A 23,462-nucleotide genomic window follows, 5' to 3' on the forward strand; every position below is an offset into this window, starting at 1 on the left:
AGGTTTCGTGATGCTGACCCGCCGTCTCGCCCTGGCCGCGCTGAGCGCGGCGCCCTTCGCTTCGGCGCGCGCGCAGGCCGCCTGGCCGGATCGCGTGGTCAGCTTCACCATCCCCTTCCCCGCCGGCGGGTCGGCCGACCTGCTGGCGCGGCTGGTGGCGGACCGGATGGCGCCGGTGATCGGCCCGGCGGCACGCATCGTGGTGGAGAACCGCGCCGGCGCCGGCGGCACCATCGGCAGCGAATATGTGCGGCGTGCATCGGCGGATGGCCACGCCATCCTGCTCGGCACGCCCTCCACCCACGGCACGGTGCCGGCGCTGCAGCCGGACACCACGCCCTATGACCCGATCGCGGATTTCACCGCGATCGCCATCCTCGGCCGGTCACCGATCGCGCTCGCCGTGCCGACGAACTCGCCGCATCGCGACCCGCAGGCGCTGCTCGCCTGGCTGCGCGCCAATCCCGGCAAGGCGAGCTGGGGCAGTTCCGGATCGGGCAGCGTCGGGCACCTGGCCGGGGAGCTGATGAGCCTCTCGGCCGGCGGGGTGCAGGCGGAACACATCCCCTATCGCGGTGGCGCGCCGCTGGTGGAGGCGTTGACCAAAAGCGAGGTGCAGTATGGCTGGGAACCGCTCGGTTCGCTGGCCGCGGCGGCGCGGGATGGGCTGTTCCGCATCATCGGCATGGGGTCCCCCACCCGCCACCCGCTTTTCCCCGACGTGCCGACGATGCAGGAGGCCGGGCTGGCGGGCTTCGCGGCCTCGACCTGGAATGTCATGCTCGGCCCGAAGGGCATGCCGCCGGCCATCGTCACGCGGCTGAACGCAGCAGCGAACCAGGTGCTGGCGATGGAGGATGTGAAGGCCCGGCTGGCGACCGCTGGCATCGACGCCGTGAGCGACAGCACGCCCGCGACGACCGGCGCCTTCATTGCCGGCGAATTCGCGAAATTCAAGGACATCGTAACCCGCGCCCGGCTGAACCTGGCGCGCTGAGGACCCATCATGAGTGACGTCATCGCGGATCGGCTGAACCGCATCTCGCCTTCCCAGACCACGGCCATGCGCCAACGCGCGCAGGCGCTGAAGGCGGAGGGGAAGGACGTGCTGGCGATCTCCTCCGGCGAGCCGGATTTCGACACGCCGGAGCACATCAAGGAAGCGGCCATCGCCGCCATCCGCAACAACCAGACGCGCTACACCGATATCTCCGGCACCCTCGCCCTGCGCCGCGCCGTGGCCGCCAAGTTCAAGCGCGACAACGGGCTGGACTACGCGCCGGATGAGATCCTGGTCGGCACCGGCGGCAAGCAGGTGATCTACGACGCGCTGATCGCCACCATCAATGCGGGCGACGAGGTCATCATCCCGACGCCGTGCTGGGTCTCCTACCCGGATATCGTCGGCCTCGCCGATGGCACGCCGGTGCTGCTGCCCTGCGGCCCGAACCAGGGTTTTCGGCTGACACCAGAGCAGCTTGAGGCGGCGATCACGCCACGGACGAAATGGCTGATCGTCAACACGCCATCCAACCCGACCGGCGCGACCTACAGCGCGGAGGAGTTGCGCGGGCTCTGCGACGTGCTGCTGCGGCATCCGCAGGTGCATATCCTGACCGATGACATCTACGAAAAGCTGGTCTTCGACGGCCGCCGCTTCGCCACCTTCGCGCAGGTGGAGCCGCGCCTGCGCGAGCGCACGCTGACGATGAATGGCTGTTCCAAATCCTACGCCATGACCGGCTGGCGCATCGGCTTCGGCGGTGCGCCGCGCCACCTGATCAAGGCGATGGACAAGCTGCAGGGGCAATCCACCTCCAACACCTGCTCCATCGCGCAGGCCGCCGCGGTCGCCGCGCTGGAAGGCCCGCAGGATGCGACGGAGGCGATGCGCCAGGTCTATGAGGCGCGGCGCAACCGGGTGGTGGCGTCCCTCAACGCCACGCCGCATCTGCGCTGCCACATGCCGGAAGGCGCCTTCTACGCCTTCCCGGATATGACGGCCTGCATCGGCATGACTACGGCGGCGGGGACGAAGATCACCAATGACTGGGACTTCGTCTTCGCCCTGCTGACGGAACAGGGCGTGGCCACGGTGAACGGCACAGCCTTCATGTTCCCCGGCCATTTCCGCATCAGCTTCGCCGCCGCGGATGCGCTGCTGGAGGATGCCTGCGCCCGCATCCGCCGCTTCTGCGAGGCGCTGGGCTAAACGTCGCGTGCGCCGGAGGCCCTGGCCGCGAAGGCCTCCGGCACCGCCTTGCCCGCATCGGTGAAGGCCTTGCGCAGCGCCTCCACATTCGGGCTGAAGATGGTCTTGCGGTTGGCCACCGCCCATTCATGTGAACCGCGCACCGTCTCCAGCGACTGCTGGAAGCGCGGCATCACCCAGCGGGCGAAGAGCTCGTAGCTGCGCCAGGTCTGTTCGCGGTTGGCCCAGTCATGCGCGCGGAACAGGAAGCCGCCGAAGCCGCCCTCGCTCTTCTCGACCAGGTTCTCGATGCCGCGCGCCACCGTCTCCGGCGAGCCCACCAGCGTGGTGCCGGCCTGCACGCCATCCGTCAGCGGGTCCTGCGACCGGCCGGGCGGGCGGCCCAGCGCATCCTCGAAATAGGTCACGGTCTCCAGCCGCTCCCCAACCCGCACATCGGCCAGGGCCTGTTCGTCGGTCTCGGCCACATGCACATTCATCACCATGCGCCAGTCGCGGCGGCTGATGGTCTTGCCATTTGCGGCGGCGGCTTCCTCCGCGATCTTCCACTGGCCGGGCAGCCCGGAAGGCCCGCCCGGCATGCCGGCGCCGAGCGACAGGATACCGACGCCATGCTTGCCCGCAACGGCCGGCCCCGCGGGCGTCAGCGTGCTGGCGACCGCGATCGGGAAATGCGGGTCGCTGTAGGGCTTCAGGTGCAGCCGCGCCTCATGCATCTCGAACCAGTCGGTCTTGCGCGTCACCGGCCCGTCGCAGGCCAGCAGCGCCATGATCGCCTCCAGCGATTCATCCATCCGCCGGCGCTGCGTCGAAGGCTCGATGCCGAGCATATAGGCGTCGGAGACCAGGGCGCCCGGCCCGCAGCCCAGCATCACCCGCCCGCGCGTCATGTGGTCCAGCTGCACGAAGCGCTGCGCCACCAGGAAGGGGTGGTGGTAGGGCAGGCTGGTGACGCCGGAGCCGAGGCGGATGGTCTTGGTCCGCTCCGCCGCCGCGGCGATGATCAGCTCCGGGGATGCGATGGTCTCCCACCCCGCCGAATGATGCTCGCCGATCCAGGCCTCGTCATAGCCGAGCCTGTCGAGGTGCTCGATCATCTCGATGTCGCGGGCGATGGCCAGCGTGGGGTTGTCGCCCAGCCTGTGGAAGGGCGCCAGGAAGATCCCGAACTGCATGCCACGCTTCGCCATCTTTGCTTCTCCCGCAACCGGGAGAAGCTTCAACCCGAACCGCCTACCGGGTCAAACGGGCCGATCACCCTGGATGGTCACGCGGTTGCCGTAGCGCGTCGCCGGCCAGTAGTCCCACATGGCGCGGTGCTGGGCGCAACGATTGTCCCAGAAGGCGACGGAATTGGCGCGCCAGCGGAAGCGGCACTGGAACAGCGGGTTGGCGCTGTGCTCAAACAGATAGGCCAGGATACCCGTGCTCTCATCCGCCGGGATGTCCAGGATGCGGCGGGTGAAGCCCTTGTTGACGAAGAGCGCCTTCCGCCCCGTGACGGGATGGGTGCGGATCACCGGATGCACCGCGCGCGGATACACCGGCTTGTCCTGCACGCCGAGATTGGCATAGGTGCCGCGATAGACCTCCTCCCCGTCATGCACGGCCGACAGGCCCTCGAGATAGGTCTTCATGCGGTCCGACAGCGCGTCATAGGCGGCGTACATATTGGCGAACAGCGTATCGCCGCCGACCGCCGGCTGCTGCTTGATGTAGAGGATGCTGCCGAGCGGCGGTTCCTCGTCACAGGACACGTCCGAATGCCAGAACTCGCCATTGGCGCGCGGGCTGTCGCGATCCGCCTTGATGATCATCAGTGCCGGATGGCCCTCGGTCGGCGCCGCCGGGTGGATGTGCAGCTCACCGAACTGCCGGCCGAAGGACAGATGCTGTTCCGGGGTCAGGGTCTGGTCACGGAAGAAGATCACCAGGTTCTCCGCCAGCGCCCGATGGATCTCCTGCATCTGGGCTTCGGTCGGGTTGCCGATATCGACACCGCCGATCTCGGCGCCGATCACCGGGGTCAGCTTCTCCACCGTGATGCTGCGATAGGGGGCGGCTTCGTCCGCGCTGTGCTTGTAGCGGGGGCCCTTGGCGCCGGCCGGATTGGCGGGGCTGACATGATTCATGGCTATTTCCTCTCCGGTGTCCCGGCATGGCGCCGTCTTGGGCGGCACCGCTTGATTGCCTGGAAGGGAACAGCAGCGCCGGGGGCGCGTCAACTCGCGCAGCCGGCGCTCCGCCGGTTCTTTACATCCTCGCCGGCATCACGATTTCTGCGGCATGCAACGCCCCATCCCTCGCCGCGCCATCCTGGCGGGCCTGGCGCCCATCGCCGGCGCCCCGGCCCTGGCCCAGCCGACACCGGATGCAGAGGCTGCCTGGCAGGCGCTGGCAGAGGGCGGCATCGCGCTGTTCCGCCACGCCATCGCGCCCGGCGGTGGCGACCCGCCCGGCATGCGGCTCGGCGATTGCGGCACGCAGCGCAACCTGGACGAGGCGGGCCGTGCCCAGGCCCGGCGGATCGGCGCCACCTTCCGCGACCGGGGCATCGTGGTGGGGGCGGTGCGTGCCTCCGCCTGGTGTCGGGCGATGGAAACGGCGGAGCTGGCCTTTCCAGGCCGGGCGCGGGCGGAACCCGCCTTCAATTCGTTCTTCGGCGCACGCCAGGACCAGGAAGCCCGCACGGCGGCGGCGCGGCGGTTGATGCTGGCCTGGGATGGGCCGGGGGCGCTGTTCGTGGCGACGCATCAGGTGAACATCACGGCGCTGACCAGCATCTTCCCGGCCTCCGGCGAGGGTGTGGTGCTGCGCCGGGATGGCGAGGCGCTGGTGGTGGTGGGGCGCATCCGGCCATGACCTCCACGCCGGCCATCCTGCTGCTGGTGCTGACGCTGGCGGCCGGCGTGGCGGCGGGGCTGCTGTTCCTGCAGCGCGCCCGGCGGCCCTGGCTGGTCACGGCGCATCTGGTGCTGGCGCTGGGCGCCACCGCCGCCGTGGCCCTGCTGGTTTCCGGGCTGGTTTCCGGGGGGCCGGCCGGCGCCCGGCCGCCCGGGCTGCTGCCGCTGGCGATGCTGGCGGTGGCGCTGGCCGCCGGCTGGTCCGCCGGGCGCATCGCACGTCTCCGCCGGCCGGGTGCGACCCTGCTGCTGGCCGGCCATGCGGTGCTGGGGGTGGCCGGCTTCCTGGTCTTCCTCGCCTGGGCCCGGAACCTGTAGAGCCGCCCAGTTGAAAAACGCGGCGGAGCCTCGCATATCGCGCGCCGCGTAACCCACTGAGGAACTGCCCCGATGAGCGATACCGTGGAGCGGCATGAATTCGGCGCCGAGGTCGGCCGCCTGCTGGATCTGGTCGTCCACGCCCTTTACTCCGACCGCGAGATCTTCCTGCGCGAGCTGGTGGCCAATGCCGCCGACGCCACGGATCGCCGGCGGTTCGAGGCGCTGACCGACCCCGCGCTGATGGCGCCCGAAGGCGCCAGGCTGCGGATCGTGCCGGACAAGGCGGCGCGCACCCTCACCATTTCCGATTCCGGCATCGGCATGTCCAAGGCCGATCTGGTGCAGCACCTCGGCACCATCGCGCGGTCCGGTACGGCGGCCTTCGCCAAGACGCTGGCGGATGCGCCGGCCGCCGACAAGCCCAGCCTGATCGGCCAGTTCGGCGTCGGCTTCTATTCAGCCTTCATGGTGGCGGAGCGGGTGGAGGTGACCTCCCGCCGCGCCGGGGCAGAGGAAGCCTGGCTCTGGGCCAGCGAGGGCCGTGGCGACTACACCCTGGCGCCAGCCGAGCGGGCGGAAGCCGGCACCGACATCGTGCTGCACATGAAGCCGGATGCAGAGGAGTTCCTTGAGCCGATCCGGCTGCAGACCATCATCCGCAAATGGGCCGACCACATCACCATCCCCATCACCGTCACCAAGGACGGCGTGGACGAACCGGCGAATGAGGGCACGGCGCTGTGGCGGAAATCCAAATCCGAGGTGACGGAGGAACAGACCACCGAATTCTACCGCCACCTCGGCAACATCTTCGACCAGCCCTGGGCCACTTTGCATTGGCGGGCGGAGGGCGCGCTGGATTTCACGGCGCTGCTGTTCATCCCCGGCATGAAGCCCTTCCAGGCGGTGGAGGGCGAGCGCGAAAGCCGCGTCCGCCTGCATGTCCGCCGCATGTTCATCACGGATGAGGCCGCGCTGCTGCCGCCCTGGCTGCGCTTCGTGCAAGGCGTGGTGGATACCGAGGACCTGCCGCTCAACGTCTCCCGCGAGATGCTGCAGGCCACCCCGGTGCTCGCCCGCATCCGCCGCGCCGTCACCAGCCGGGTGCTGTCGGAGCTGAAGAACAAGGCGAAGGATGCCGAATCCTATGCCGGCTTCTGGGAGAATTTCGGCGCGGTAGTGAAGGAAGGCGTCTGGGAGGATGCCGAGCACCGCAAGGACCTGGCGCCGCTGCTGCGCTTCCGCTCCTCGGCGGTGGAGGGCTGGACCTCCCTGCCCGACTATGTGGCGCGCATGAAGCCGGGGCAGGAGGCCATCTATGTGCTGCTCGGCGACAATGCCGAGGCACTGGCGAAATCCCCGCAGCTGGAGGGCTTCCGCGCCAAGGGGGTGGAGGTGCTGCTGCTGACCGACCAGATCGACGCCTTCTGGCCGGAGCGCCTCGAAAAGTTCGAGGACAAGCCGATCCGCAGCATCACCCAGGGCAGCATCGACCTGTCCGCGGTGGAGGGTGCCGCGCAGGAAGGCGAGGCCGCCGACCTCGGCCGCCTGCTGCCGCTGCTGAAGGATGCGCTGAAGGACCACGTCGCCGATGTGCGCGGCACGGACCGGCTGGTGGACTCGGCCGTGGTGCTGGCCGCCGGCGAGATGGGGCCCGACCTGCAGATGCAGCGCCTGCTGCGCCGCGCCGGCCGCGGCTTCCCCGGTGGGTCCATGGGTGGGCTGCCGGTGCTGGAAGTGAACCCCCGCCACGCGCTGATCCGCCGCCTGGCGGAGAAGGCGGCGACGGAGACGGACCTGGCGGACAGCGCCGGCCTGCTGCTGGACCTGGCCCGGGTACAGGATGGCGACACGCCGCGGGACCCGGTGGCCTTCGCCCGGCGGGTGGCGGAGGCGCTGGCGATCGGCTGACGCCGCCTCCCTTGCCTCCGCGCCGCTTCCGGCCATGCTGCGCGGAACGGCGAAAGGGCAGCACATGGCAAGCGAGGCGATTCAGCAGGTGGCGGGATGCTGCCACCGGCAGGTGGGGGACATCCTGGTCACCGCCCTGAATGACGGTCACCAGGATGCGCCGCTGACCAGCATGGCCGGCATCGCGACGGAGGAGGCGGCGGCCCTGCTGCAGGCCGCCTTCCGCCCGGTGCCTCGGCGCACCGCGGTGAATGGCTTCCTGATCCGCAGCGGCGGACGCACCGCCCTGGTGGATGCCGGCTGCGGCCCGATCAAACCCACCACCGGCCGGCTCGCCGCGAATCTGGCCGCCGCCGGGGTGGCGGCGGAGGCCATCGACACGGTGCTGATGACGCATCTGCACCCCGACCATTTCGGCGGCCTGACCGGCCCCGGCGGCGCCCCCCTGTTCCCCGCCGCGACGCTACGGCTGCATGAGGCCGAGCAGGCCCATTGGCAGGACGATGCCGCCATGGAGCGGGAGGACCCGGCCCGCCGCGCCGCCTTCTTCGGCGGCGCCCGCGCCCGGCTGGCCGCCTATGCCGATCGCACCAGCCCCTTCACATCCGGCGAGGTCTTCCCCGGCGTCACCGCCATCCCCCTGCCCGGCCACACCCCCGGCCATACCGGCTTCATGGTCGCCTCCGGCGGCAAGTCGCTGCTGATCTGGGGCGACATCGTGCATGTGCCGGAGGTGCAGGTGCCGCGGCCGGAGGCGACGATGGCGGTGGATGTGGACCCGGCCCAGGCCGCCGCCACCCGCCGCCGGATCTTCGACCAGGTAGCGACGGACCGGCAGGCAATCGCCGGGATGCACCTGCATTTCCCCGCCTTCGCGCATCTGGCCCGCGACGGGGCCGGCTACCGCCTGGTGCCGGATGCCTGGTCGATCGCACTGGAGGGAGACATCTGATGCCCTGGATCGCCACTCCCGACATCGCCCTGCGCTATGAGCTTTCGGGCCAGGGCCCGCAGACCCTGCTGCTGCTGCATGAGATGGGCGGCTGCCTGGAAAGCTGGGACCCGGTGCTGCCCCTGCTGCACCCGAATTTCCGCGTGCTGCGGCACGACCAGCGCAATGCCGGCATGTCCGAGAAGCCGCCCGGGCCGATGACGCTGGCGCAATCCGGCAATGACGCGGTGGCGCTGCTGGATGCGCTGGGCCTGACGGAGCCCGTGGTGGTGATGGGCACCGCCGTGGGCGGCGCCGTCGCGCTGCACCTGGCGGCGGCGCATCCCGGCCGGGTGCGGGCGGCGATCGTCACCTCCCCCGCCACCGGCCTGCCGGAGGCCGCCCGCCCCGCGACGCTGGAGCGCGCGGCGCTGCTGGAGCGGGAGGGCACGCGCGCGGTGGTCGATGCCGGCCTCGCCCAGGCCTGGCCGGAGGTGCTGCGCGGCGATGCCGCCCGCTTCGCCGCCACCCGCGCCCAGCGCCTGGCCGCCGATGCAGGCGGCTGGGCGGCGACGATGCGGATGCTGGCGGGGCTCGACATGGCCGCCGACCTCGCCAGCATCGCCTGCCCGGTGCTGGTGCTGGCCGGGGTGCACGACCACACCCGCCCGCCGGACCGCGTCGCCCCCGTCGCCGCCGCCATCCAGGGCGCGGTGTTCCGCACCGTGGAGAGCGGCCACTTCATGGCGCTGCAGACGCCCGAATTGCTGGCCGCCGAGGTGCTGGGCTTCCTCGCCGATCAATAGGCGGGGCTGGCTTCCGTCACGGACACATGCGCGGAGACGACCTTCCAGCCGATCTCCGGGAAGCGCACCCAGGTCTGGCTCTGCCGGCCCGGCATGTCCCGCCCGCGCATGTCGAATTCCAGGTTCACCGTGGCGAAGTCCCAGCCCAGCGTGGTGATCACCAGCCGCCGCTGGCCGAGCTTGATGCCCGGCCCCGGCGGGCGGCGCACCCGATGCGCGTGGATCTCGTCAAAGCCGTAGCCATTCTCATGGATGGCGTAGCGGATGGTGTGCGGGGATTGCCAGAAGGTGGCGTCCAGGACCTCGACATCCTTGTCGATCAACGCCTGTTCGTAGCAGTCGAACAGGGCGCGGATTTCTGCCACCACTTCCGGGATGTTCACGTCCATCAGGCTTTCTCCATCTCGAGTGCCGCACGCAGCAGCAGCGTATCCCCCCCCCGGGCCGCGATCAGCGACAGGCCCACCGGCCGCCCCGCCACGCTGGCGCCGGGCAGGCTGATTTGCGGATGCCCCGCCAGGCCGCCCACGGCACAGAGGCTCAGGATCTGGTCGCGGATCGGGTTCAGCGCGGAGAGCGGCAGCCCGGCCCTGGGTGCCGGGAAGGGCGTGGTCGGCATGGCCAGCACGGTGCCCGGCGGCAGCAGATGGCGCAACCGGCCGCGCACCTCCTGCCGCGTCAGCGCCGCCCAGCCGCGCTCGGCCTCCGGCGTCGCCGCGCCGAGCACCAGGCCGCGGGCGACGGAGAAGGCGAAGCGCGGATTGTCGCGCTCGATCCAGGGGCGGAAGGTTTCCCACGCCTCCACCGGCTGCAGGGTGCGCTGGGCGCGGCCCCAGGCGACCAGGCCGGGGGGTGCCAGCACCTCCTCCCGCCAATCGGGGATCAGCGCCTTCAGCCGGTCCAGCATCGGCTCCAGCGCCGCCGCCGTCTCCGGCTCGGCGAAGCCGAAGGCATCGACGGCGATGACCAGGCGGGTGGGCGGCGCCTCGGCCGCCTTCTCCTGCAGCAGCACCTCCGACACGCGGGCGAAGGTGGCGGCGTCGCGGGCGAACCAGCCGGTGGTGTCGGAGCTCGGCGCCTGCGGCAGCATGCCGGTGAGGTTCAGCCGGCCATGCGTCGGGCGGATGCCGTAGAGCCCGCAGAAGCTGGCCGGCACCCGGACGGACCCGCCGGTATCGGTGCCAAGCGCCAATTCGGAAAACCCCTGCGCCACGGCGCTGGCGGAGCCGGAGGAGGAACCGCCCGGCACATGGCCCGGCGCGGCCGGGTTCAGCGGCGTACCATCGAAGGCATTCTCGCCCAGGATGCCCAGCGAGACCTCATCGGTAATCGTCTTGCCGATCAGCGTCGCGCCGGCATCCAGCAGAGTCTGCACCGCCCAGGCATGGCGGGTGGGCAGCGGGTTCTGCCGTGCCCAGTCGGGGTTGCCGCCGCCGGTCGGGTGGCCGGCGATGTCGAACAGGTCCTTGGCCGCGAATCGCAGGCCCGAAAGCGGGCCGCCGGGGCGGCCCTCGATACGGATGTCGGTGCCGGGAACGAAGGGGGACATGCTGGCTCCTGCGCTGCGCTGCACAACTATGGCGCAGCGCGCGCGGCCTGTCGCGCTGCCTGCCCGCGGGTTTCAGCGCCGGAGCAGGATGTAGTTCACCGTCAGGTCGATGGTCACACCCTCCGGGTCCGCCGGCGGCGGGAAGGCCGGCAGCTGGGCGCCGCTGAAGGGAAAGGTGGTGCCGAAGTTCAGGGATGGAGAGCCGGAGGGGCCGGTCAGCCGCACGCTGCGCACGCGCCCATCCGGCCCGGCGATGACCCGCACGCGCACGCTGCCCGATTCGCCCTCCCGCAATGCGCCCAGCGGGTAGCTGATGTTCTGGTCCAGCCAGCGGCGGAAGGCGGCGCGCCAATCGGCGCCGACCTGGGCGCCGGTGACGCGCAGATTGCCATCCGCGCTGGCCTCCCCCTCCAGCATGCGCGGATCGAGGCGGAGATCCAGGCCGCGCGCAGCGGGCCGGCCCGAGGGAGCGGCGGGCCGCGCCGGCTGGCCGAGCTGCACACCGCCCGGCGCCCAGATCACCCCGGGCGGCAGCGCCGGCGCGGCCCGGCGGGGCGGCGGCGGCGCGGGCGGCGGCGGCGCTGGAAGCGGATCCTCCGAGGCCGCCGGGTCCTGCACCGGCACGGGCGCCGCCGCCTCCGCTGCCTGGGTCGAGGCAGGCGGGGCTGGTGCAGGCGGTGGGGGCGCGGGCTGGGGAAGGGCTGACGCCGGCGGCGGCGGCACAGGCTGCGGTGGCGCGGGCTGCGGTGGCGTGGGCGCCAGGCGGGGCGGCGCGGGCCGGGGCGGCTGGGGCACCGGCGGCGGCGGCGATGTGGGTGCCGGGACCGGTACCGGGGCTGGGGCTGCTGCCGGCGCGGGTGGCGGCGCGGGCGGGGTCGGCGGTGGGCCCGGCACCCCCGGCGGCGGCTCGGCGGCCGGCCGCTGTGCTCCGCCGCCCTCGAACACCACCTCCACCGCGGGCGGCGGCAACGCCTCCAGCTCCGGCATGGGCGCGGTGAGATACAAGGCCGGCACCCCGTGCAGCAGCAACGAGGCCAGCAGCCAGGCAAGCAGCCAGCGCCGGCGCCGCGGCCCGGCCGGCAGCAGGCGCGCGGAGGACTCGCCGCCGCCAGCCGGCAACGGCGCCGGCTCGCGGCGCGCCGTCTGGCGGGGCGCGGCGCTGAAACGCGGCATGGATCGGCTGGGCAGGCGGGAAGCGTCTGGCACGGGGCCCGATGTGAAGCGTGGCCCGCCATAGGGCATTCCACGCCATCGCGGAAATCAGCGCCTGGTGACCCGTCGCCTGATGACGCGTCGCCTGGTGATCGGCCGCCGCCTCAGCAGCGGCCGAACACATCCTCCAGCCGCAGGATGTCGTCTTCCCCGAGATAGGCGCCGAGCTGGACCTCGATGATCGCCAGCGGAATCCGGCCCGGATTCGCCAGGCGGTGGACGCAGCCCAGCGGCAGGTGGATCGACTGGTTCTCGGTCAGCATCACCTCCTCCGCATCCCGCGTCACCAGCGCGGTTCCCTCCACCACCACCCAATGCTCGGCGCGATGCACATGCTTCTGCAGGCTCAGCTTCTGCCCCGGCTGCACGACGATGCGCTTGACCTGGAACCGATCGCCCAGGCGCAGCGTCTCGTAGAAGCCCCAGGGGCGTTCGCAGCGGCGGTGGTGCGAGGCCTCCCTCCGCCCCATGCCCTGCAGGCGCTGGACGATGCGCTTGACGTCCTGCGCATGGTCGCGATGCAGGGCGAGCACCGCATCGCCCGTGGCCACCACGACAACGTCGCGCAGCCCGACGACGGCGGTGACCACGCCTTCTCCGCTGCGAACGTAGCAGCCATTGGCATCGTGCAGCAGCGCATCGCCGGTGGCGACGTTGCCCGCCTCATCCTTCGGCGCCACCTGCCACAGCGCATCCCAGCTGCCTACGTCGCTCCAGCCCAGATCGGCCGGCACGACGGCGCCGAGGCCGGTGCGTTCCGCCACCGCATGGTCCAGGCTGAGGCTCGGGCAGGCGGTGAAGGCCTCGGTATCCAGCCGGATGAAATCCGGGTCCTGCCGGCGCCGCTCCATCGCCAGGGTGACATGCGTCAGCACCTCCGGCGCATGCTGCGCCATCTCCCGCAGCAGGCTGCGGGCGGTGAACAGGAACATGCCCGAGTTCCACAGATGGCGGCCGGAGGCGACGAAGGCCGCCGCCACTTCCAGCGCCGGCTTCTCCTCGAAGCAGGCGATGGCGTGGGCACCGAGCGCGCCGGGCAGCGGCGCCCCGACCTCGATATAGCCGTAGCCGGTCTCCGGCGCCGTCGCCTGGATGCCGAAGGTGACGATGCGGCCGGCGCGCGCCGCGGCCACCGCGGGTGCAAGGTGCTGGTGCAGCGCGGCGGTATCCTCGAACAGCGCATCGGCCGCCATCATCCACATCAGCCGGTCCGGATCCTCCTCCGCCACCAGCAGCGCGGCGGCACAGATGGCGGGCGCGCTGTTGCGGCCGACCGGCTCCAGCAGGATGCGGCGCTCCTCGATGCCGATGGCGGAGAGCTGCGCCGCGGCCAGGAAGCGGTGTTCCTGGTTGCAGACGATGATGGGTGATGCGAATGCAGCGCCATCCGGCTGCAGGCCGCTGGCACGCAGCACCGTCTCCTGCAGCATGGTGCGATGCGTCGTCAGCGGCAGGAACTGCTTCGGCAGGCTTTCGCGCGACAGCGGCCACAGCCGGCTGCCGCTACCCCCCGAGAGGATCACCGGCACGATGCCCGCCGGCACCAGCGGCATCGCCGCGGATGCCTCCGGCATGAGATCCGTCACGCCTGCCTCGGCCGGCCGTTCCAGATGATCGAGCGTGCTCAGGTCCATGGCGGAAACCCCCAATTCGCGCTCCGCGATCCCGCAGGAGCTTTGTGCCTCAGCCGACCGCGGCCCTCGCGGTCGCCGCTGCTTCCGGCATGCGTTCGGCAAAATAGGCGATGGTGCGGCGCAGCCCTTCATCGAGCGGCACCTTCGGTTCCCAGTTCAGCAGCTGCCGCGCACGGGTGATGTCCGGGCAGCGCTGGGTCGGGTCGTTCTGCGGCAGCGGCCGTCGCACCAGGCGGGACTTCGCCCCGGTCAGCGCGATGATGCGGTCGGCCAGCGTCAGCATGGAGATCTCATGCGGGTTGCCGATGTTGATCGGGCCCGGCACATCCTCATCCGCGCCCATCATCGCCAGCATGCCGTCGATCAGGTCGTCGACGTAGCAGAAGGCACGCGTCTGCTGGCCATCGCCGTAGATGGTGATGTTGTCGCCGCGCAGCGCCTGCACGATGAAGTTCGAAACCACGCGGCCATCGCTGTCATGCAGCCGCGGGCCGTAGGTGTTGAAGATGCGGATGACGCGGATCTTCACGTTGTGACGGCGCGAATAGTCGAAGAACAGCGTCTCCGCACAGCGCTTGCCCTCGTCGTAGCAGGCGCGCGGGCCGAGCGGATTGACGTTGCCGCAGTAATCCTCGGTCTGCGGATGCACCGTCGGATCGCCGTAGATCTCGCTGGTGGAGGCCTGCAGGATGCGCGCACCGACCCGCTTGGCCAGGCCCAGCATGTTGATGCTGCCGAGCACGCTGACCTTCGTCGTCTGCACCGGGTCATACTGGTAGTGCACCGGCGATGCGGGGCAGGCCAGGTTGTAGATCTCGTCAACTTCCACATACAGCGGGAAGGTGATGTCGTGGCGCATCACCTCGAAGTTCGGCTTCTCCATCAGGTGCAGGATGTTCTCCTTGCGCCCGGTGAAGTAGTTGTCGACGCAGAGGACATCATGGCCCTGCGCCACCAGCCGGTCGCAGAGATGCGACCCGAGGAACCCGGCGCCGCCGGTTACCAGGACACGCTTGCGGATCTTTGACATGGTGGCCCCACGAAAGGGTTGAAGGAAATCAGCGCGCCCCCTGCGCCCGCAGCACGGCGGGCAGGGTCCGCAGCACGATGTAGAGGTCGAGCCACAACGACCAGTTGCGGATGTAGAAGGTATCCAGCGCCTCCTGCCGCCGCAGGTCCGCATTGCTGCGCTCGGCGACCTGCCAGAGCCCGGTCAACCCCGGCTTCACGCTCATCCGGAGCTGCTGGAAATCCTGGTCGAAGCGCGCGACGTGGTAGTCCGGGAAGGGCCGCGGGCCGATCAGGCTGAGATCGCCACGCAGCACATTCCAGAGCTGCGGCAATTCATCAAGGCTGCTGCGGCGCAGGAAGTCGCCGATCACCGGCAGCACGCGCGGATCATGCGCCAGCTTCATGTGCGTGTCCCACTCCGCCCGCGCCGCCGGATCCCGCGCGAGAAGCTCCGCCAGCAGATTCTCCGCACCGATATGCATGGTGCGCAGCTTCAGCACGTCCACCGGCCTGCCATGCAGCCCGACCCGGCGCTGCACATAGATGGCGGGGCCCGGGCTGATCGCCTTGATCATCAGTGCCAGCACGAGCACGACGGGGATGGCGACCAGGAAGACGGGAATGGTGATCAGCAGTTCCAGCCCGCGCTTGATGCGCCGCTGCGCCACCGCCTGCGACAGGTTCGAGACTTCCAGGCCGAGATCACCGCCCAGGCTCCGGAAATTCACCCGCAGCGTCGGCAGGTTGCCGCTGTCCGGCACCGCGATGATGCGATGAAAGGGCAGCCTGGCGATCTCGCCGCTTGCCATCTCGCCGGTCATGGCGATGACGGCCACCGCGCCACCATGGCTGCGCGCGGCTTCCGCCACGGTGCCGAGGTTGGGCAAGGGCATCGGCGCCTCCGCCGCCACGCAGTCCGCCGCGAAGCCGATCGGGCGCAGCCCAAGCTCCGGCTGCCGCATCAGGCGTTCCGCCAGCCCCGCCGCGGCGGCGCCGGAGCCGAGGACCAGCGCGGGCGAACCCCAGGCGCCGTGGCGGATCATCACCGGCCGCAGCAGGCCTTCCAGCAGCAGCCCGATGGCGCCCGCCAGGGCGCTGGCCAAGATGATGGAGGATAGCGTGACATTGGCGGCCAGATCGAAGGCGACGAGGATGGTGACCGCCAGGCAGGGCGCGGCGACGGCACCGATGACACGCAACCGCAGCCGTTCGAGCGCACCATGCCCCGTGGTGTCATACAGGCCGAGAAGCCGATGCGCGGCCAGCAGGGCCACGCCCAGCGCCGCACCCAGCGGTGCTTCCCATTGCAGCGGCGGCGCCAGCGGATCGGCCAGCGCCGACAGCCCGGTGAAGGCCAGCAGGATGCCGAGCTGCGCCGCAAACAGGTCGGCCGCCGGAAGTGCCAGCCATTGCAATGCCCGGCGCCGTACGCCGCGCAGCCGCAGCGACCCGCCGAGCCTGCCCTGGCCCGCCGCATAACGCGAGACGGCATCTGGGAACATGTCACTCATGAGGTCGGCTCCAGCGACAGGTCGAAGGCACGGCGCGGTGCTTCGGCATCCAGGCGAGACAACCCCGCCCGCGGCAGCGGCACATCAGGCCCGCGGGCCTGGTGCCAGCAAGGCGTATGCAGCGAACGCTGTGGCACCAAGGAATGGACGCAACCGTGTGGGATCTGGCCTGAACGCAAGGCGTCGCTCGTGCATGATCCCACTCCTGCCCGCGCGGACCGATCCGGGTCCGCGTTTCCGCATTCAGGTATAGGGCGCAATCGTGGCGGTCCGGTCGGGGCAATGGGAGTATGCCCTACCGAGCCACGGTCTTCGTGCCGCCACGCCACGCCGTCGCATGATGCTGCGCGAGCTGGCGCATGGCGCGCAGGATGAAGGCGGGATTGTTGCGGAAGTAGCGCCCGGCCAGGCGCCTTGGCTCCGTCACCAGGCGGAAGCTCCATTCCAGCCCGCTGCGCTGCATCCAGCGCGGCGCCTGCGCCTTCTCGCCCGCGGCGAAATCGAAGGCGGCGCCGACGCCGACGAGGACGGATGCGTTCAACCTGTGCACATGCCGCGCCATCCAACGTTCCTGCTTCGGCGTGCTCAGCCCCACCCAGACCACCTGCGCGCCGGAGTCGTTGATGCGCGCAATCTCCGCCTCATCCTCCTCCGGAGTCAGCGGGCGAAAGGGCGGCGAAAGGCTGCCCGCGATCTGCAGGCCGGGATGCTTCCGCGTCAGCGCCGTGGTGAGCTTGCCCAGCGTCTCCGGCGTGCTGCCATAGAAGAAATACCGGTAGCCCTTCTGCGCAGAGATCCGGCACATCTCCTGCAACAGGTCCGGACCATAGACCCGCTCGACCTCCGGATGCCCCAGCCAGTGCGACATCCAGACCATGGGCACGCCATCCGGCGTCACCAGCCCGGCCGCGTTGTGGATCTGCATCAGCTCGGCATCGCGCTGGCTCTCCATCACGCCGTGCACGCCGGTGATGCAGACGTAGTGGTGCTCGCCGTCCCGGATCCAGCGCTCGATCGTCGCCGTCGCGCGGCCCATCGTCAGCGCGCTGACACGGACGCCGAGGATGTTCACCCGCTGCGGCGCGCACACTTCATTCATCGCCGGATTCCCGCTGCTGTTCGGCTTCGAAAGCTGCGCGACGGTGCAACCGCGCAGCGGCGAATGCACCTGATCATGTTGGGCATCTGGCGGCGCAGGCGGGGCGCGTGGCGCCGACCAGATGGACTACTCCTCAATCGTCCTTCGGGGCGTCGTGCTGCGGCGCCATGATGCTGCCGTGCCACGCGAGGGGGCCGCCGGCGATCCGTCGCCACCGCGTGCCTCCGGCGCCAGCCGGATCGGAGAAGCCTTCCAGTGGACCGCGCCCCCTACGACATGCTGCTCGACCACAAGCGGCCCAGCGTCTCGCTCGCCGCGAACCGGGAGCAGATCGCCGCCCTGACCCTGATGTCGGTCTGGCGCCGGCGCTACCTGATCCTGTTCATCCTGCTGCTGTCGGTCACCGCCGCGGTCGCCGCGTTGCAGGTCCTGCCGCGCATCTACGCCAGCGAGGCGGTGGTGCAGCTGGAACTCGCACACCGGACAGCGGACCGCCCAGCCACCGGCGCCCCGACCGTGGTCCTGGACCCGGCAGCGCTGGTGCAGAACGAGGCGCGCATCCTGCGGTCCCGCCCGCTGGTGCGGGCGGTGGTGGATGAGCTGGGGCTGGCGGACCGGTTCGGTGGCGGTGGTGGCCTGCCGGCGCTGCTGCAACGGCTGCCGCCACCCCTCATCGAACCGGCACGCCTGGCGCTGGACACGATCCTGCCTGGCAGGACGGAGCAGGATACGGCCGAGCTGCGGCGCGAACGCGCCATGCGACAGGTGCTGGCGAACCTGACGGTCTCCACCGACAACCGGTCCTACCTCGTCTCCATCGGCTACAAGGCAACCGACCCGGAGCTTGCCGCACGCATCGCGAATGCGGTCGCCGAGATCTACCTGCGCCGGGAGGTCGAGGGCCGCCGGGACCTGGCGCAGCGCCGGGTGGCCTGGATCGACGAGCAGGTTGAGCAGGCTTCCGGCCGGCTCGCCGAACTCGAGACCGAGATCGCCGCATTCCGGGAACGCACCAACATCCTCGAACCCGGCGTGCCCGGCGCCGGCGGCGATGGGGAGAATGTGGCGCGGCAGCAGCTTCGCGCCCTGACCTCGCAGCTCAACGCCGCAATCATGACGCGCATGAACGAGGAGCGCCGCCTGGCCCGGGTGCAGGAGATCGTGGCCGCCGGCGGCACGCCATCCGCCTCCGACGTGCAGGGCCAGCCGCTGATCTCCGCGCTGCTGGAGCGCGAGCTGGCGGCGCGGCGCGACCTGGGCCAGCTGCAGACTCGCCTCGGCAGCCAGCACCCGCGCGTGGCGGAAGCGCGCGCCGGGCTGGGCGAGGTGCGCGGGCGCCTGGCGGCGGAAGGGCGCCGCGCGGTGGAGATCGCGCGGACCGAACTGGAGGCCGCCCGGCGCAACGAGACGGAGCTGACGGCCGCGCTGACCGCCCTGCAACGCAACATGATCGAAGCGAAACCGGACGAGACGGCGCTGCGCACCCTGCAGGCCAATGCACAGGAAACGCAGACGCGCCTGGCCGCGCTGGTCCGCGGCCGCCAGCAGACGCTGGCGGATGCCGCCATCGCGCCGCCCAGTGCCGTGCTGGCCATGGCGGCGGAGCCGGTGCGGGCCGCGACCTCGCCGCGCCCGGCGATCGTCCTGCTGCTGGGCGTGGCCGGCGGCGGCATACTGGGCGTCGGCCTTGGCCTGCTGCTGGAGCGCCGCGACCAGGGCGTTCGGACCAGTGGCGATATCGACGACACCGCCGGCGCCCGCTGCCTCGGCATGGTGCCGCAGTTGCCGCCGCGCGATGCGGTGGCGATCGCCAGCGAGACGCACCACAAGGCCTCCGGCATGCCGATCTTCCAGGAGGCGATCCGCTCCGTCGGTGCCAGCGTCGGCTTGTTCGACGCGACGCGCGGTTGCCGCATCGTCCTGGTGACCTCGGCGATGCCGGGCGAGGGCAAGTCCACCTTCTGCGCGGCGCTGGCCTGCGCGCTGGCTTCCGCCGGGCGGCGGGTGATGCTGATCGACGGCGTCCCGGCGCGGCGCGACGCCCAGCCGGTGGAACCGGCCCGCTTCGAGGAGGCCAGCGAGGGCCTGCCGGTACCGGCGGATGGCAGCGCGCCAAAGAATTCCATGGTGGTCATCCGCCGCAGCGCCAGCCTGCGCGCCGGGGCGGATGTGTTCGGCACCGACCGCTTCCGCACGCTGATCGAGGACGCGACGAGCCAGTTCGACGTCATCATCATCGAGGGCGCGCCGGTGATGCTGGTGGCCGATTCGCTGGTGCTCGGTCGCCTGGCGGATACCGTCATCCAGGTGGTGCGCTGGTCCAGCACGCGCAAATCCGTGCTGAGCACCGCGCTCCGGCGCATGCGCGACCATGGGGTTTCCGTGGACGGGATCGTGGTGAACCGCGTGAACCTGCGCCGGCACGCGGCGCTGCGCTTCGTCGATCAGTGCACCTTCTATGTGAAGGAGCGGCGCTTCTATGAAAGGCTGGCTGGCCGCGGCCGCGCCTCGCGCCGGATGGTTGTCCGCTAGAGGGTGATCCGCGAAGGCGGATTCGACGACAGACCGAAGTCGCCCGCAGCTGAGGAGCCGCGGAGGACCTTTGGCTGCTGGAAGAAGGTGAAGGCCGCCTGGGGCCCGGCGGGGCGGAAGAGCCCGGGAGGCCGACCCGCCTGCATTCATAAATGATCGCACAGCGAGGCGGCCGCCGCGCGGCGGCCGCCTCCGGGCGGGCTGTGCGTCCTACAGGATCCGTTCGAACACGTTGACCACGTCGCCAGGCAGCAGCACCGATTGCCGGGTGCCGCGATATTCCCGCGGCCGGCCATCCTCGGCGACGCGCGAGATCCCGACATAGTCGGTGACGGCGCGGTAGTTGAAGCCGCCGCTGACGGCGACGGCGGACAGCACGGTCATGCCCGGCTGGTACGGCGTCTGCCCGCCGCGCTCCACCATGCCCAGCACGAAGACCGGACGATAGGTGACGACCTCAACCGCGACGGAGGGGTCGTTGTACAATTCCCGATCCACCATCGCCCGTTCGATCAAGGTTGCCGTTTCCTCCGTCGTGCGTCCGGCGACGCGGACGGCGCCGACCAGCGGCATGGCGATGGAGCCGGTGTCGCTCACCCTGAATTCGCGGGTCAGCTCCGGGTCGTTGGCCACCAGCACGCGAAGCTGGTCGCCCGGCCCAAGCCGGTAGGCGCCACCGGTATGCTCCGCCAGAACCGGCAGATTGGCGCCGGGCGCGGTGCAGGCGGATGCCAGCCCCGCGAGAAATGGCGCCGCAAGCAACAAGCGCCTGCGCGATGCAATTTCAGCAAAGCGCAAGTATTTTTCAGTATAGGTCATCGCCAGGACTGCCTCACTCTGCGGTTGGACGACGAGTGATATTGGGCAGACAAGAATGATGATCCCATCTACCACCCAGACGGACAAATAATGGTCCAAGGGATCGGCGCGAACAACTTCAAATCGCGAGGCTAAGTCGGATTTGAAAGACGTTTCGATCAAATTCCTGAAACCCCGCCGGCGCGTCCAGGCTGCGCGCGTGGCGATAGCTCGCGACGATCGAGGCATTGCGGTTCAGCAGGAAGCGCGCGCTCAGCGTGCCGACGCCCTGCGTCGCCACCTGGTCCGGGTCGCGGTACTCCAGCCGGTCCGCGCGCAGCTCCGCGCTGAGGATGATGTTGCGGCGCAACTCGTAATCCGCCTGCACGCGGCCGGAGGTCAGCACGTAGCTGACATTGCTGCCGCGGAGCGATTCCTCGATGCTGCGCTGCACGCCGAAGGTCAGCGTCACCAACTGCGACGGCAGCAGCACCAGCCGTCCCTCGAAGGCCGGGCCGGAGATGCTGGGAATCGTCGGGTCGTTGAATTCGCGCCGGCGGTAGCCGAGGTTGACGCTGGCATAGGCCAGCGCGGTCAGGTCGTATTGCGCCCCGGCCAGGATCTCCCACGTCGTCGAATCGCGGCCACGCTGGTCGGCGCGGTCATAGGTGATCTCCGACAACCGGGATGTCAGCGAGACGCTGCGCCCCGGCACGATGACATAGGATGCGCCGAGTTCGCCGCTCAGCCGGCTGTAATCATTCGCCGCGGCGTTGCCGCCGCGGAATCCGGGATCATCCTGTTCCTGGAAGCGGAAGCTGCGGCTTTCCACCGCGCCGGTCACGTTCACCCGGTTGAAGGCGGCGACACCGCTGGCGCGGAACGCTTCCTGGTCGAAGCGCAGCGGCTCCGTCAGGGAACCCTGCTGCACCTCGAAGCTGGTGACGTCGATATGGCTCCGCACGCGGCTGTACTCGACCCGGACCGAGGAGGCGCGGCCGATGTCGTAGCGGCCAAAGGCGAGCACACCGTAGTCGTTCCAGCTGTAGTCGTCGTCACCGATATACTTGCGGCTGGTCTGGGTCGCGCTCAGCCCCAGGGCGTGCCGGGTATAGGTGCTGTTGAGGCTGAGGCTGATCTGCTCCTCGAGGAAGCCGCTGGCATTGGTGTTGCGACCGGTACCGGCCGTGTTGTCGTCATAGCCGGCGCCGAGGTCGATGCCCGCATCCAGCCGAAAACCGGGCAGCCGCACGCCGAGCGGATCAAAGGCCGGACGGGGCCGCGTCTGCACCGTGATGCCGCGCGCCACATCGGGGGCATTGCCGAGCTGCGCCGCCGCCGGTGGCGCTGCCAGGGCCGCGGCCCCGGCCGAGATCAGCGCCGCCGCGCGCACCGCGTTGCGTCCCGCTCCGGCACGCCTGCCGGCCGCGGGCGGCGGCGCATCTCCGGGCAGGAAGCCCGGCGGCTGCACGGCACCTGCACTCATGGTCGCCTCCGATGATCTCATGAAGATGTCCGACATCGCGCGGTGGGACTCCTCCGCGTGACGCGGCCTGGCCGTGACGACGATAGACTGCCACAGGCACATTGCGACCCGATTTCGGGACACAGGATCGTTAGTTGCCCGTTTCGACGATCCTTGGCCCAATGGGGTTCCACCTGGCAATCGCTGGCGTCCGGGGCTGCTTCGTTGTGGCCGGGACCAGGCGCCGTTCGGGTATCTCCCGCAGAAGCATCGGCAACGACCGGCAGGCGCGCCTTGTGGCGTCACCACATCCGCGATCGTGCCAGGGGATGCGGGCGGGCGATGGAAATTTGGAGGTAGCCCTCCTGAAGTGTCGCAGACATCGCCAACAGGGAGTTCAGAAAACGCCGTCGCAATTATCTCTAATGATATTTTTTCGCCCTGATTTCCGCTGAACGAGAGTGCCACCCAGTCTGAGAAAGAATAAAGAAAGAGAATAATTATTGTATCCGCTCGCCGCGAGGGATACCGTCTTTCCATGAGACGAGCCCACGGAGTGTCCCAAAGGATCGACGGGACCAGCATCCAACCACTCAAGCCCTCGTGAATAGTGCCTTAGTATTAAGGAATCGGCCGCAGCGAAAGGATAACCCCGATGAGTATTCAGGATAGTGTGGATTTGGACTCGTTCGAGCCCATCAACGCAGTGATCATCGATTCCGAGCGGCTATTCCTGGATGCCCTGCGCCGCCTTCTGGACGCCTCGCCGATCACCGTCGTCGGAGGCGGCCGCAATATCGAGGACGCGCTGCGGTCCATCCGGACAGCTACGCCGCTCCATCTTGCGCTCTGCAGCTTCTCTTCCGAGGTGGAGGCGCTGCGGGAGCTCCCCCGGATGGCGGAGCTTCGGCGCAGCCACCCCCGCATCAAGCTGGTCGTCCTGACCGATCTGCAGCAGCCGGACGTATTGCTGGCCGCGATCGAGGCGGGCGCCGAGGCATTGCTGTCGCGCGACATCTCCAGCGACGTGCTGCGGCGGGCGCTCGAACTCGTGCAGCTCGGACAGCGCATGATGCCGGCGGAGCTTCTCCGCCTGCTGCTCGACCCGGCAAGCCGGCCGTCGGCGGCGCGGGGGTCGCCGCAGGAGGCCCGCGCAGGCCGCCAGGACCTCGGCCGCGCGGCATCGCTGACGCCGCGCGAGTGCCAGATCCTGCAATGCCTGATGGATGGTCGCTCCAACAAGGAACTGGCACGCGACCTGCAGCTCACGGAGGCGACGGTCAAGGCGCACGTCAAGGCGCTGCTGCGGAAGACCCGCATGACCAACCGGACTCAGGCCGCAATCTGGGCCGTCACCAACAACTTCCATTTCTCGGAAGCCGCCGATGGGCAGGCCTGCACGCCCAGCCCGCGAACGGCTTTCGGCTTTCCGGGCCAGCGCCTGCTCGCCGGCAGTGCCGCGGCGCCAAGGGCCGCGATGACGATGGAGGAGGTGGCCGTTCCGGCGGAATAGCACCGGAACCAACCCACCCCTCCGCCACCGGCCGGCCCGATCGGGCCGGCCGGG

The 23,462-nt window shown here is 70.1% G+C and carries 20 protein-coding genes; 9 read left to right on the plus strand and 11 right to left on the minus strand.

Annotated elements, in window-relative coordinates; genetic code table 11:
• Positions 1-10: 10 nt before the first annotated feature.
• Together HB662_RS04965 and HB662_RS04970 are read left to right on the plus strand one after the other, a co-directional pair.
• On the plus strand, positions 11-997 hold the full coding sequence (locus HB662_RS04965; RefSeq protein WP_168047821.1) for a Bug family tripartite tricarboxylate transporter substrate binding protein: 987 nt from the start codon (positions 11-13) through the stop codon (positions 995-997).
• A gap of 9 nt (positions 998-1,006) precedes the next feature.
• Entirely contained in the window at positions 1,007-2,212 is a 1,206-nt protein-coding gene (locus tag HB662_RS04970) for a pyridoxal phosphate-dependent aminotransferase (protein ID WP_168047823.1), read from the plus strand.
• On the opposite strand, the gene HB662_RS04975 is transcribed toward HB662_RS04970, so the two are convergent.
• Entirely contained in the window at positions 2,209-3,402 is a 1,194-nt protein-coding gene (locus tag HB662_RS04975; RefSeq protein ID WP_209443122.1) for an LLM class flavin-dependent oxidoreductase, read from the minus strand. The genes HB662_RS04970 and HB662_RS04975 overlap by 4 nt on opposite strands.
• 51 nt (positions 3,403-3,453) lie before the next feature.
• Positions 3,454-4,344: a TauD/TfdA dioxygenase family protein gene (locus tag HB662_RS04980; RefSeq protein WP_168047825.1), complete on the minus strand. Its 891-nt coding sequence runs from the start codon at positions 4,342-4,344 to the stop codon at positions 3,454-3,456.
• 154 nt (positions 4,345-4,498) lie between these two features.
• On the opposite strand from HB662_RS04980, the gene HB662_RS04985 reads away from it, so the two are divergent.
• The 5 genes from HB662_RS04985 to HB662_RS05005 all read left to right on the plus strand — a co-directional run bounded on the left by HB662_RS04985 (position 4,499) and on the right by HB662_RS05005 (position 9,084).
• On the plus strand, positions 4,499-5,074 hold the full coding sequence (locus tag HB662_RS04985) for a histidine phosphatase family protein (protein ID WP_168047827.1): 576 nt from the start codon (positions 4,499-4,501) through the stop codon (positions 5,072-5,074).
• A complete protein-coding gene (locus HB662_RS04990; protein ID WP_168047829.1) occupies positions 5,071-5,433 on the plus strand; it encodes a hypothetical protein in 363 nt (120 codons plus the stop codon). Before HB662_RS04985 ends, HB662_RS04990 begins: the two co-directional genes overlap by 4 nt.
• A 72-nt stretch (positions 5,434-5,505) precedes the next feature.
• Positions 5,506-7,347, plus strand: a complete 1,842-nt coding sequence (htpG, locus tag HB662_RS04995) for a molecular chaperone HtpG (RefSeq protein WP_168047831.1) — start codon at positions 5,506-5,508, stop codon at positions 7,345-7,347.
• A gap of 64 nt (positions 7,348-7,411) precedes the next feature.
• Positions 7,412-8,299, plus strand: a complete 888-nt coding sequence (locus HB662_RS05000; protein WP_168047833.1) for an MBL fold metallo-hydrolase — start codon at positions 7,412-7,414, stop codon at positions 8,297-8,299.
• Positions 8,299-9,084, plus strand: a complete 786-nt coding sequence (locus HB662_RS05005; RefSeq protein ID WP_168047835.1) for an alpha/beta fold hydrolase — start codon at positions 8,299-8,301, stop codon at positions 9,082-9,084. Before HB662_RS05000 ends, HB662_RS05005 begins: the two co-directional genes overlap by 1 nt.
• Here the strand turns inward: HB662_RS05005 and hpxZ are convergent.
• From hpxZ to HB662_RS05040, 7 genes are all read right to left on the minus strand, one after another.
• On the minus strand, positions 9,078-9,473 hold the full coding sequence (hpxZ, locus tag HB662_RS05010; protein WP_168047837.1) for an oxalurate catabolism protein HpxZ: 396 nt from the start codon (positions 9,471-9,473) through the stop codon (positions 9,078-9,080). The genes HB662_RS05005 and hpxZ overlap by 7 nt on opposite strands.
• On the minus strand, positions 9,473-10,633 hold the full coding sequence (locus HB662_RS05015) for an amidase (protein ID WP_168047839.1): 1,161 nt from the start codon (positions 10,631-10,633) through the stop codon (positions 9,473-9,475). Before HB662_RS05015 ends, hpxZ begins: the two co-directional genes overlap by 1 nt.
• Before the next feature lie 72 nt (positions 10,634-10,705).
• Positions 10,706-11,806, minus strand: coding sequence for a TonB family protein (locus HB662_RS29625; RefSeq protein ID WP_168047841.1), 1,101 nt, complete (start codon positions 11,804-11,806; stop codon positions 10,706-10,708).
• 143 nt (positions 11,807-11,949) lie between these two features.
• Positions 11,950-13,398, minus strand: coding sequence for a mannose-1-phosphate guanylyltransferase/mannose-6-phosphate isomerase (locus HB662_RS05025; protein ID WP_408871623.1), 1,449 nt, complete (start codon positions 13,396-13,398; stop codon positions 11,950-11,952).
• 130 nt (positions 13,399-13,528) lie between these two features.
• On the minus strand, positions 13,529-14,509 hold the full coding sequence (locus HB662_RS05030) for a UDP-glucuronic acid decarboxylase family protein (RefSeq protein ID WP_168047843.1): 981 nt from the start codon (positions 14,507-14,509) through the stop codon (positions 13,529-13,531).
• A 28-nt stretch (positions 14,510-14,537) separates the two neighbouring features.
• On the minus strand, positions 14,538-16,001 hold the full coding sequence (locus tag HB662_RS05035; RefSeq protein ID WP_168047845.1) for an exopolysaccharide biosynthesis polyprenyl glycosylphosphotransferase: 1,464 nt from the start codon (positions 15,999-16,001) through the stop codon (positions 14,538-14,540).
• A gap of 295 nt (positions 16,002-16,296) precedes the next feature.
• The gene (locus HB662_RS05040; protein ID WP_209443124.1) at positions 16,297-17,100 is read right to left on the minus strand and encodes a WecB/TagA/CpsF family glycosyltransferase; all 804 of its coding nucleotides are present in this window, start codon (positions 17,098-17,100) and stop codon (positions 16,297-16,299) included.
• Positions 17,101-17,355: 255 nt separating this feature from the next.
• Here HB662_RS05040 and HB662_RS05045 point away from each other — a divergent pair, with 255 nt between their 5' ends.
• Complete coding sequence (locus tag HB662_RS05045) at positions 17,356-19,632, plus strand: nucleotide-binding protein (RefSeq protein WP_168047847.1); 2,277 nt, start codon at positions 17,356-17,358, stop codon at positions 19,630-19,632.
• Between the two features lie 210 nt (positions 19,633-19,842).
• Here HB662_RS05045 and HB662_RS05050 read toward each other — a convergent pair whose 3' ends face one another.
• Both HB662_RS05050 and HB662_RS05055 read right to left on the minus strand, forming a co-directional pair.
• Positions 19,843-20,394 (minus strand): polysaccharide biosynthesis/export family protein, encoded by a 552-nt coding sequence (locus HB662_RS05050; protein ID WP_245185461.1) that lies wholly within the window; start codon positions 20,392-20,394, stop codon positions 19,843-19,845.
• Positions 20,395-20,569: 175 nt separating this feature from the next.
• The gene (locus HB662_RS05055) at positions 20,570-21,916 is read right to left on the minus strand and encodes an outer membrane beta-barrel protein (RefSeq protein ID WP_168047849.1); all 1,347 of its coding nucleotides are present in this window, start codon (positions 21,914-21,916) and stop codon (positions 20,570-20,572) included.
• A gap of 634 nt (positions 21,917-22,550) precedes the next feature.
• On the opposite strand from HB662_RS05055, the gene HB662_RS05060 reads away from it, so the two are divergent.
• Complete coding sequence (locus HB662_RS05060) at positions 22,551-23,408, plus strand: LuxR C-terminal-related transcriptional regulator (RefSeq protein ID WP_168047852.1); 858 nt, start codon at positions 22,551-22,553, stop codon at positions 23,406-23,408.
• Positions 23,409-23,462 lie beyond the last annotated feature (54 nt).

Origin of the sequence: Falsiroseomonas frigidaquae (assembly GCF_012163145.1) — a bacterium.
GTDB classification, from domain to species: Bacteria; Pseudomonadota; Alphaproteobacteria; order Acetobacterales; family Acetobacteraceae; genus Falsiroseomonas; species Falsiroseomonas frigidaquae.

Coding starts and splice junctions, on each gene's coding strand:
- HB662_RS05060 (WP_168047852.1), top strand. CDS start 22,551: ATGAGTATTCAGGATAGTGTGGATTTGGACTCGTTCGAGCCCATCAAC.
- HB662_RS05035 (WP_168047845.1), bottom strand. CDS start 16,001: ATGAGTGACATGTTCCCAGATGCCGTCTCGCGTTATGCGGCGGGCCAG.
- HB662_RS29625 (WP_168047841.1), bottom strand. CDS start 11,806: ATGCCGCGTTTCAGCGCCGCGCCCCGCCAGACGGCGCGCCGCGAGCCG.
- HB662_RS04970 (WP_168047823.1), top strand. CDS start 1,007: ATGAGTGACGTCATCGCGGATCGGCTGAACCGCATCTCGCCTTCCCAG.
- HB662_RS04985 (WP_168047827.1), top strand. CDS start 4,499: ATGCAACGCCCCATCCCTCGCCGCGCCATCCTGGCGGGCCTGGCGCCC.
- HB662_RS04965 (WP_168047821.1), top strand. CDS start 11: ATGCTGACCCGCCGTCTCGCCCTGGCCGCGCTGAGCGCGGCGCCCTTC.
- hpxZ (WP_168047837.1), bottom strand. CDS start 9,473: ATGGACGTGAACATCCCGGAAGTGGTGGCAGAAATCCGCGCCCTGTTC.
- HB662_RS04975 (WP_209443122.1), bottom strand. CDS start 3,402: ATGGCGAAGCGTGGCATGCAGTTCGGGATCTTCCTGGCGCCCTTCCAC.
- htpG (WP_168047831.1), top strand. CDS start 5,506: ATGAGCGATACCGTGGAGCGGCATGAATTCGGCGCCGAGGTCGGCCGC.
- HB662_RS05030 (WP_168047843.1), bottom strand. CDS start 14,509: ATGTCAAAGATCCGCAAGCGTGTCCTGGTAACCGGCGGCGCCGGGTTC.
- HB662_RS05025 (WP_408871623.1), bottom strand. CDS start 13,398: ATGCCGCTGGTGCCGGCGGGCATCGTGCCGGTGATCCTCTCGGGGGGT.
- HB662_RS05040 (WP_209443124.1), bottom strand. CDS start 17,100: ATGAATGAAGTGTGCGCGCCGCAGCGGGTGAACATCCTCGGCGTCCGT.
- HB662_RS05005 (WP_168047835.1), top strand. CDS start 8,299: ATGCCCTGGATCGCCACTCCCGACATCGCCCTGCGCTATGAGCTTTCG.
- HB662_RS05000 (WP_168047833.1), top strand. CDS start 7,412: ATGGCAAGCGAGGCGATTCAGCAGGTGGCGGGATGCTGCCACCGGCAG.
- HB662_RS04980 (WP_168047825.1), bottom strand. CDS start 4,344: ATGAATCATGTCAGCCCCGCCAATCCGGCCGGCGCCAAGGGCCCCCGC.
- HB662_RS05015 (WP_168047839.1), bottom strand. CDS start 10,633: ATGTCCCCCTTCGTTCCCGGCACCGACATCCGTATCGAGGGCCGCCCC.
- HB662_RS04990 (WP_168047829.1), top strand. CDS start 5,071: ATGACCTCCACGCCGGCCATCCTGCTGCTGGTGCTGACGCTGGCGGCC.
- HB662_RS05055 (WP_168047849.1), bottom strand. CDS start 21,916: ATGAGTGCAGGTGCCGTGCAGCCGCCGGGCTTCCTGCCCGGAGATGCG.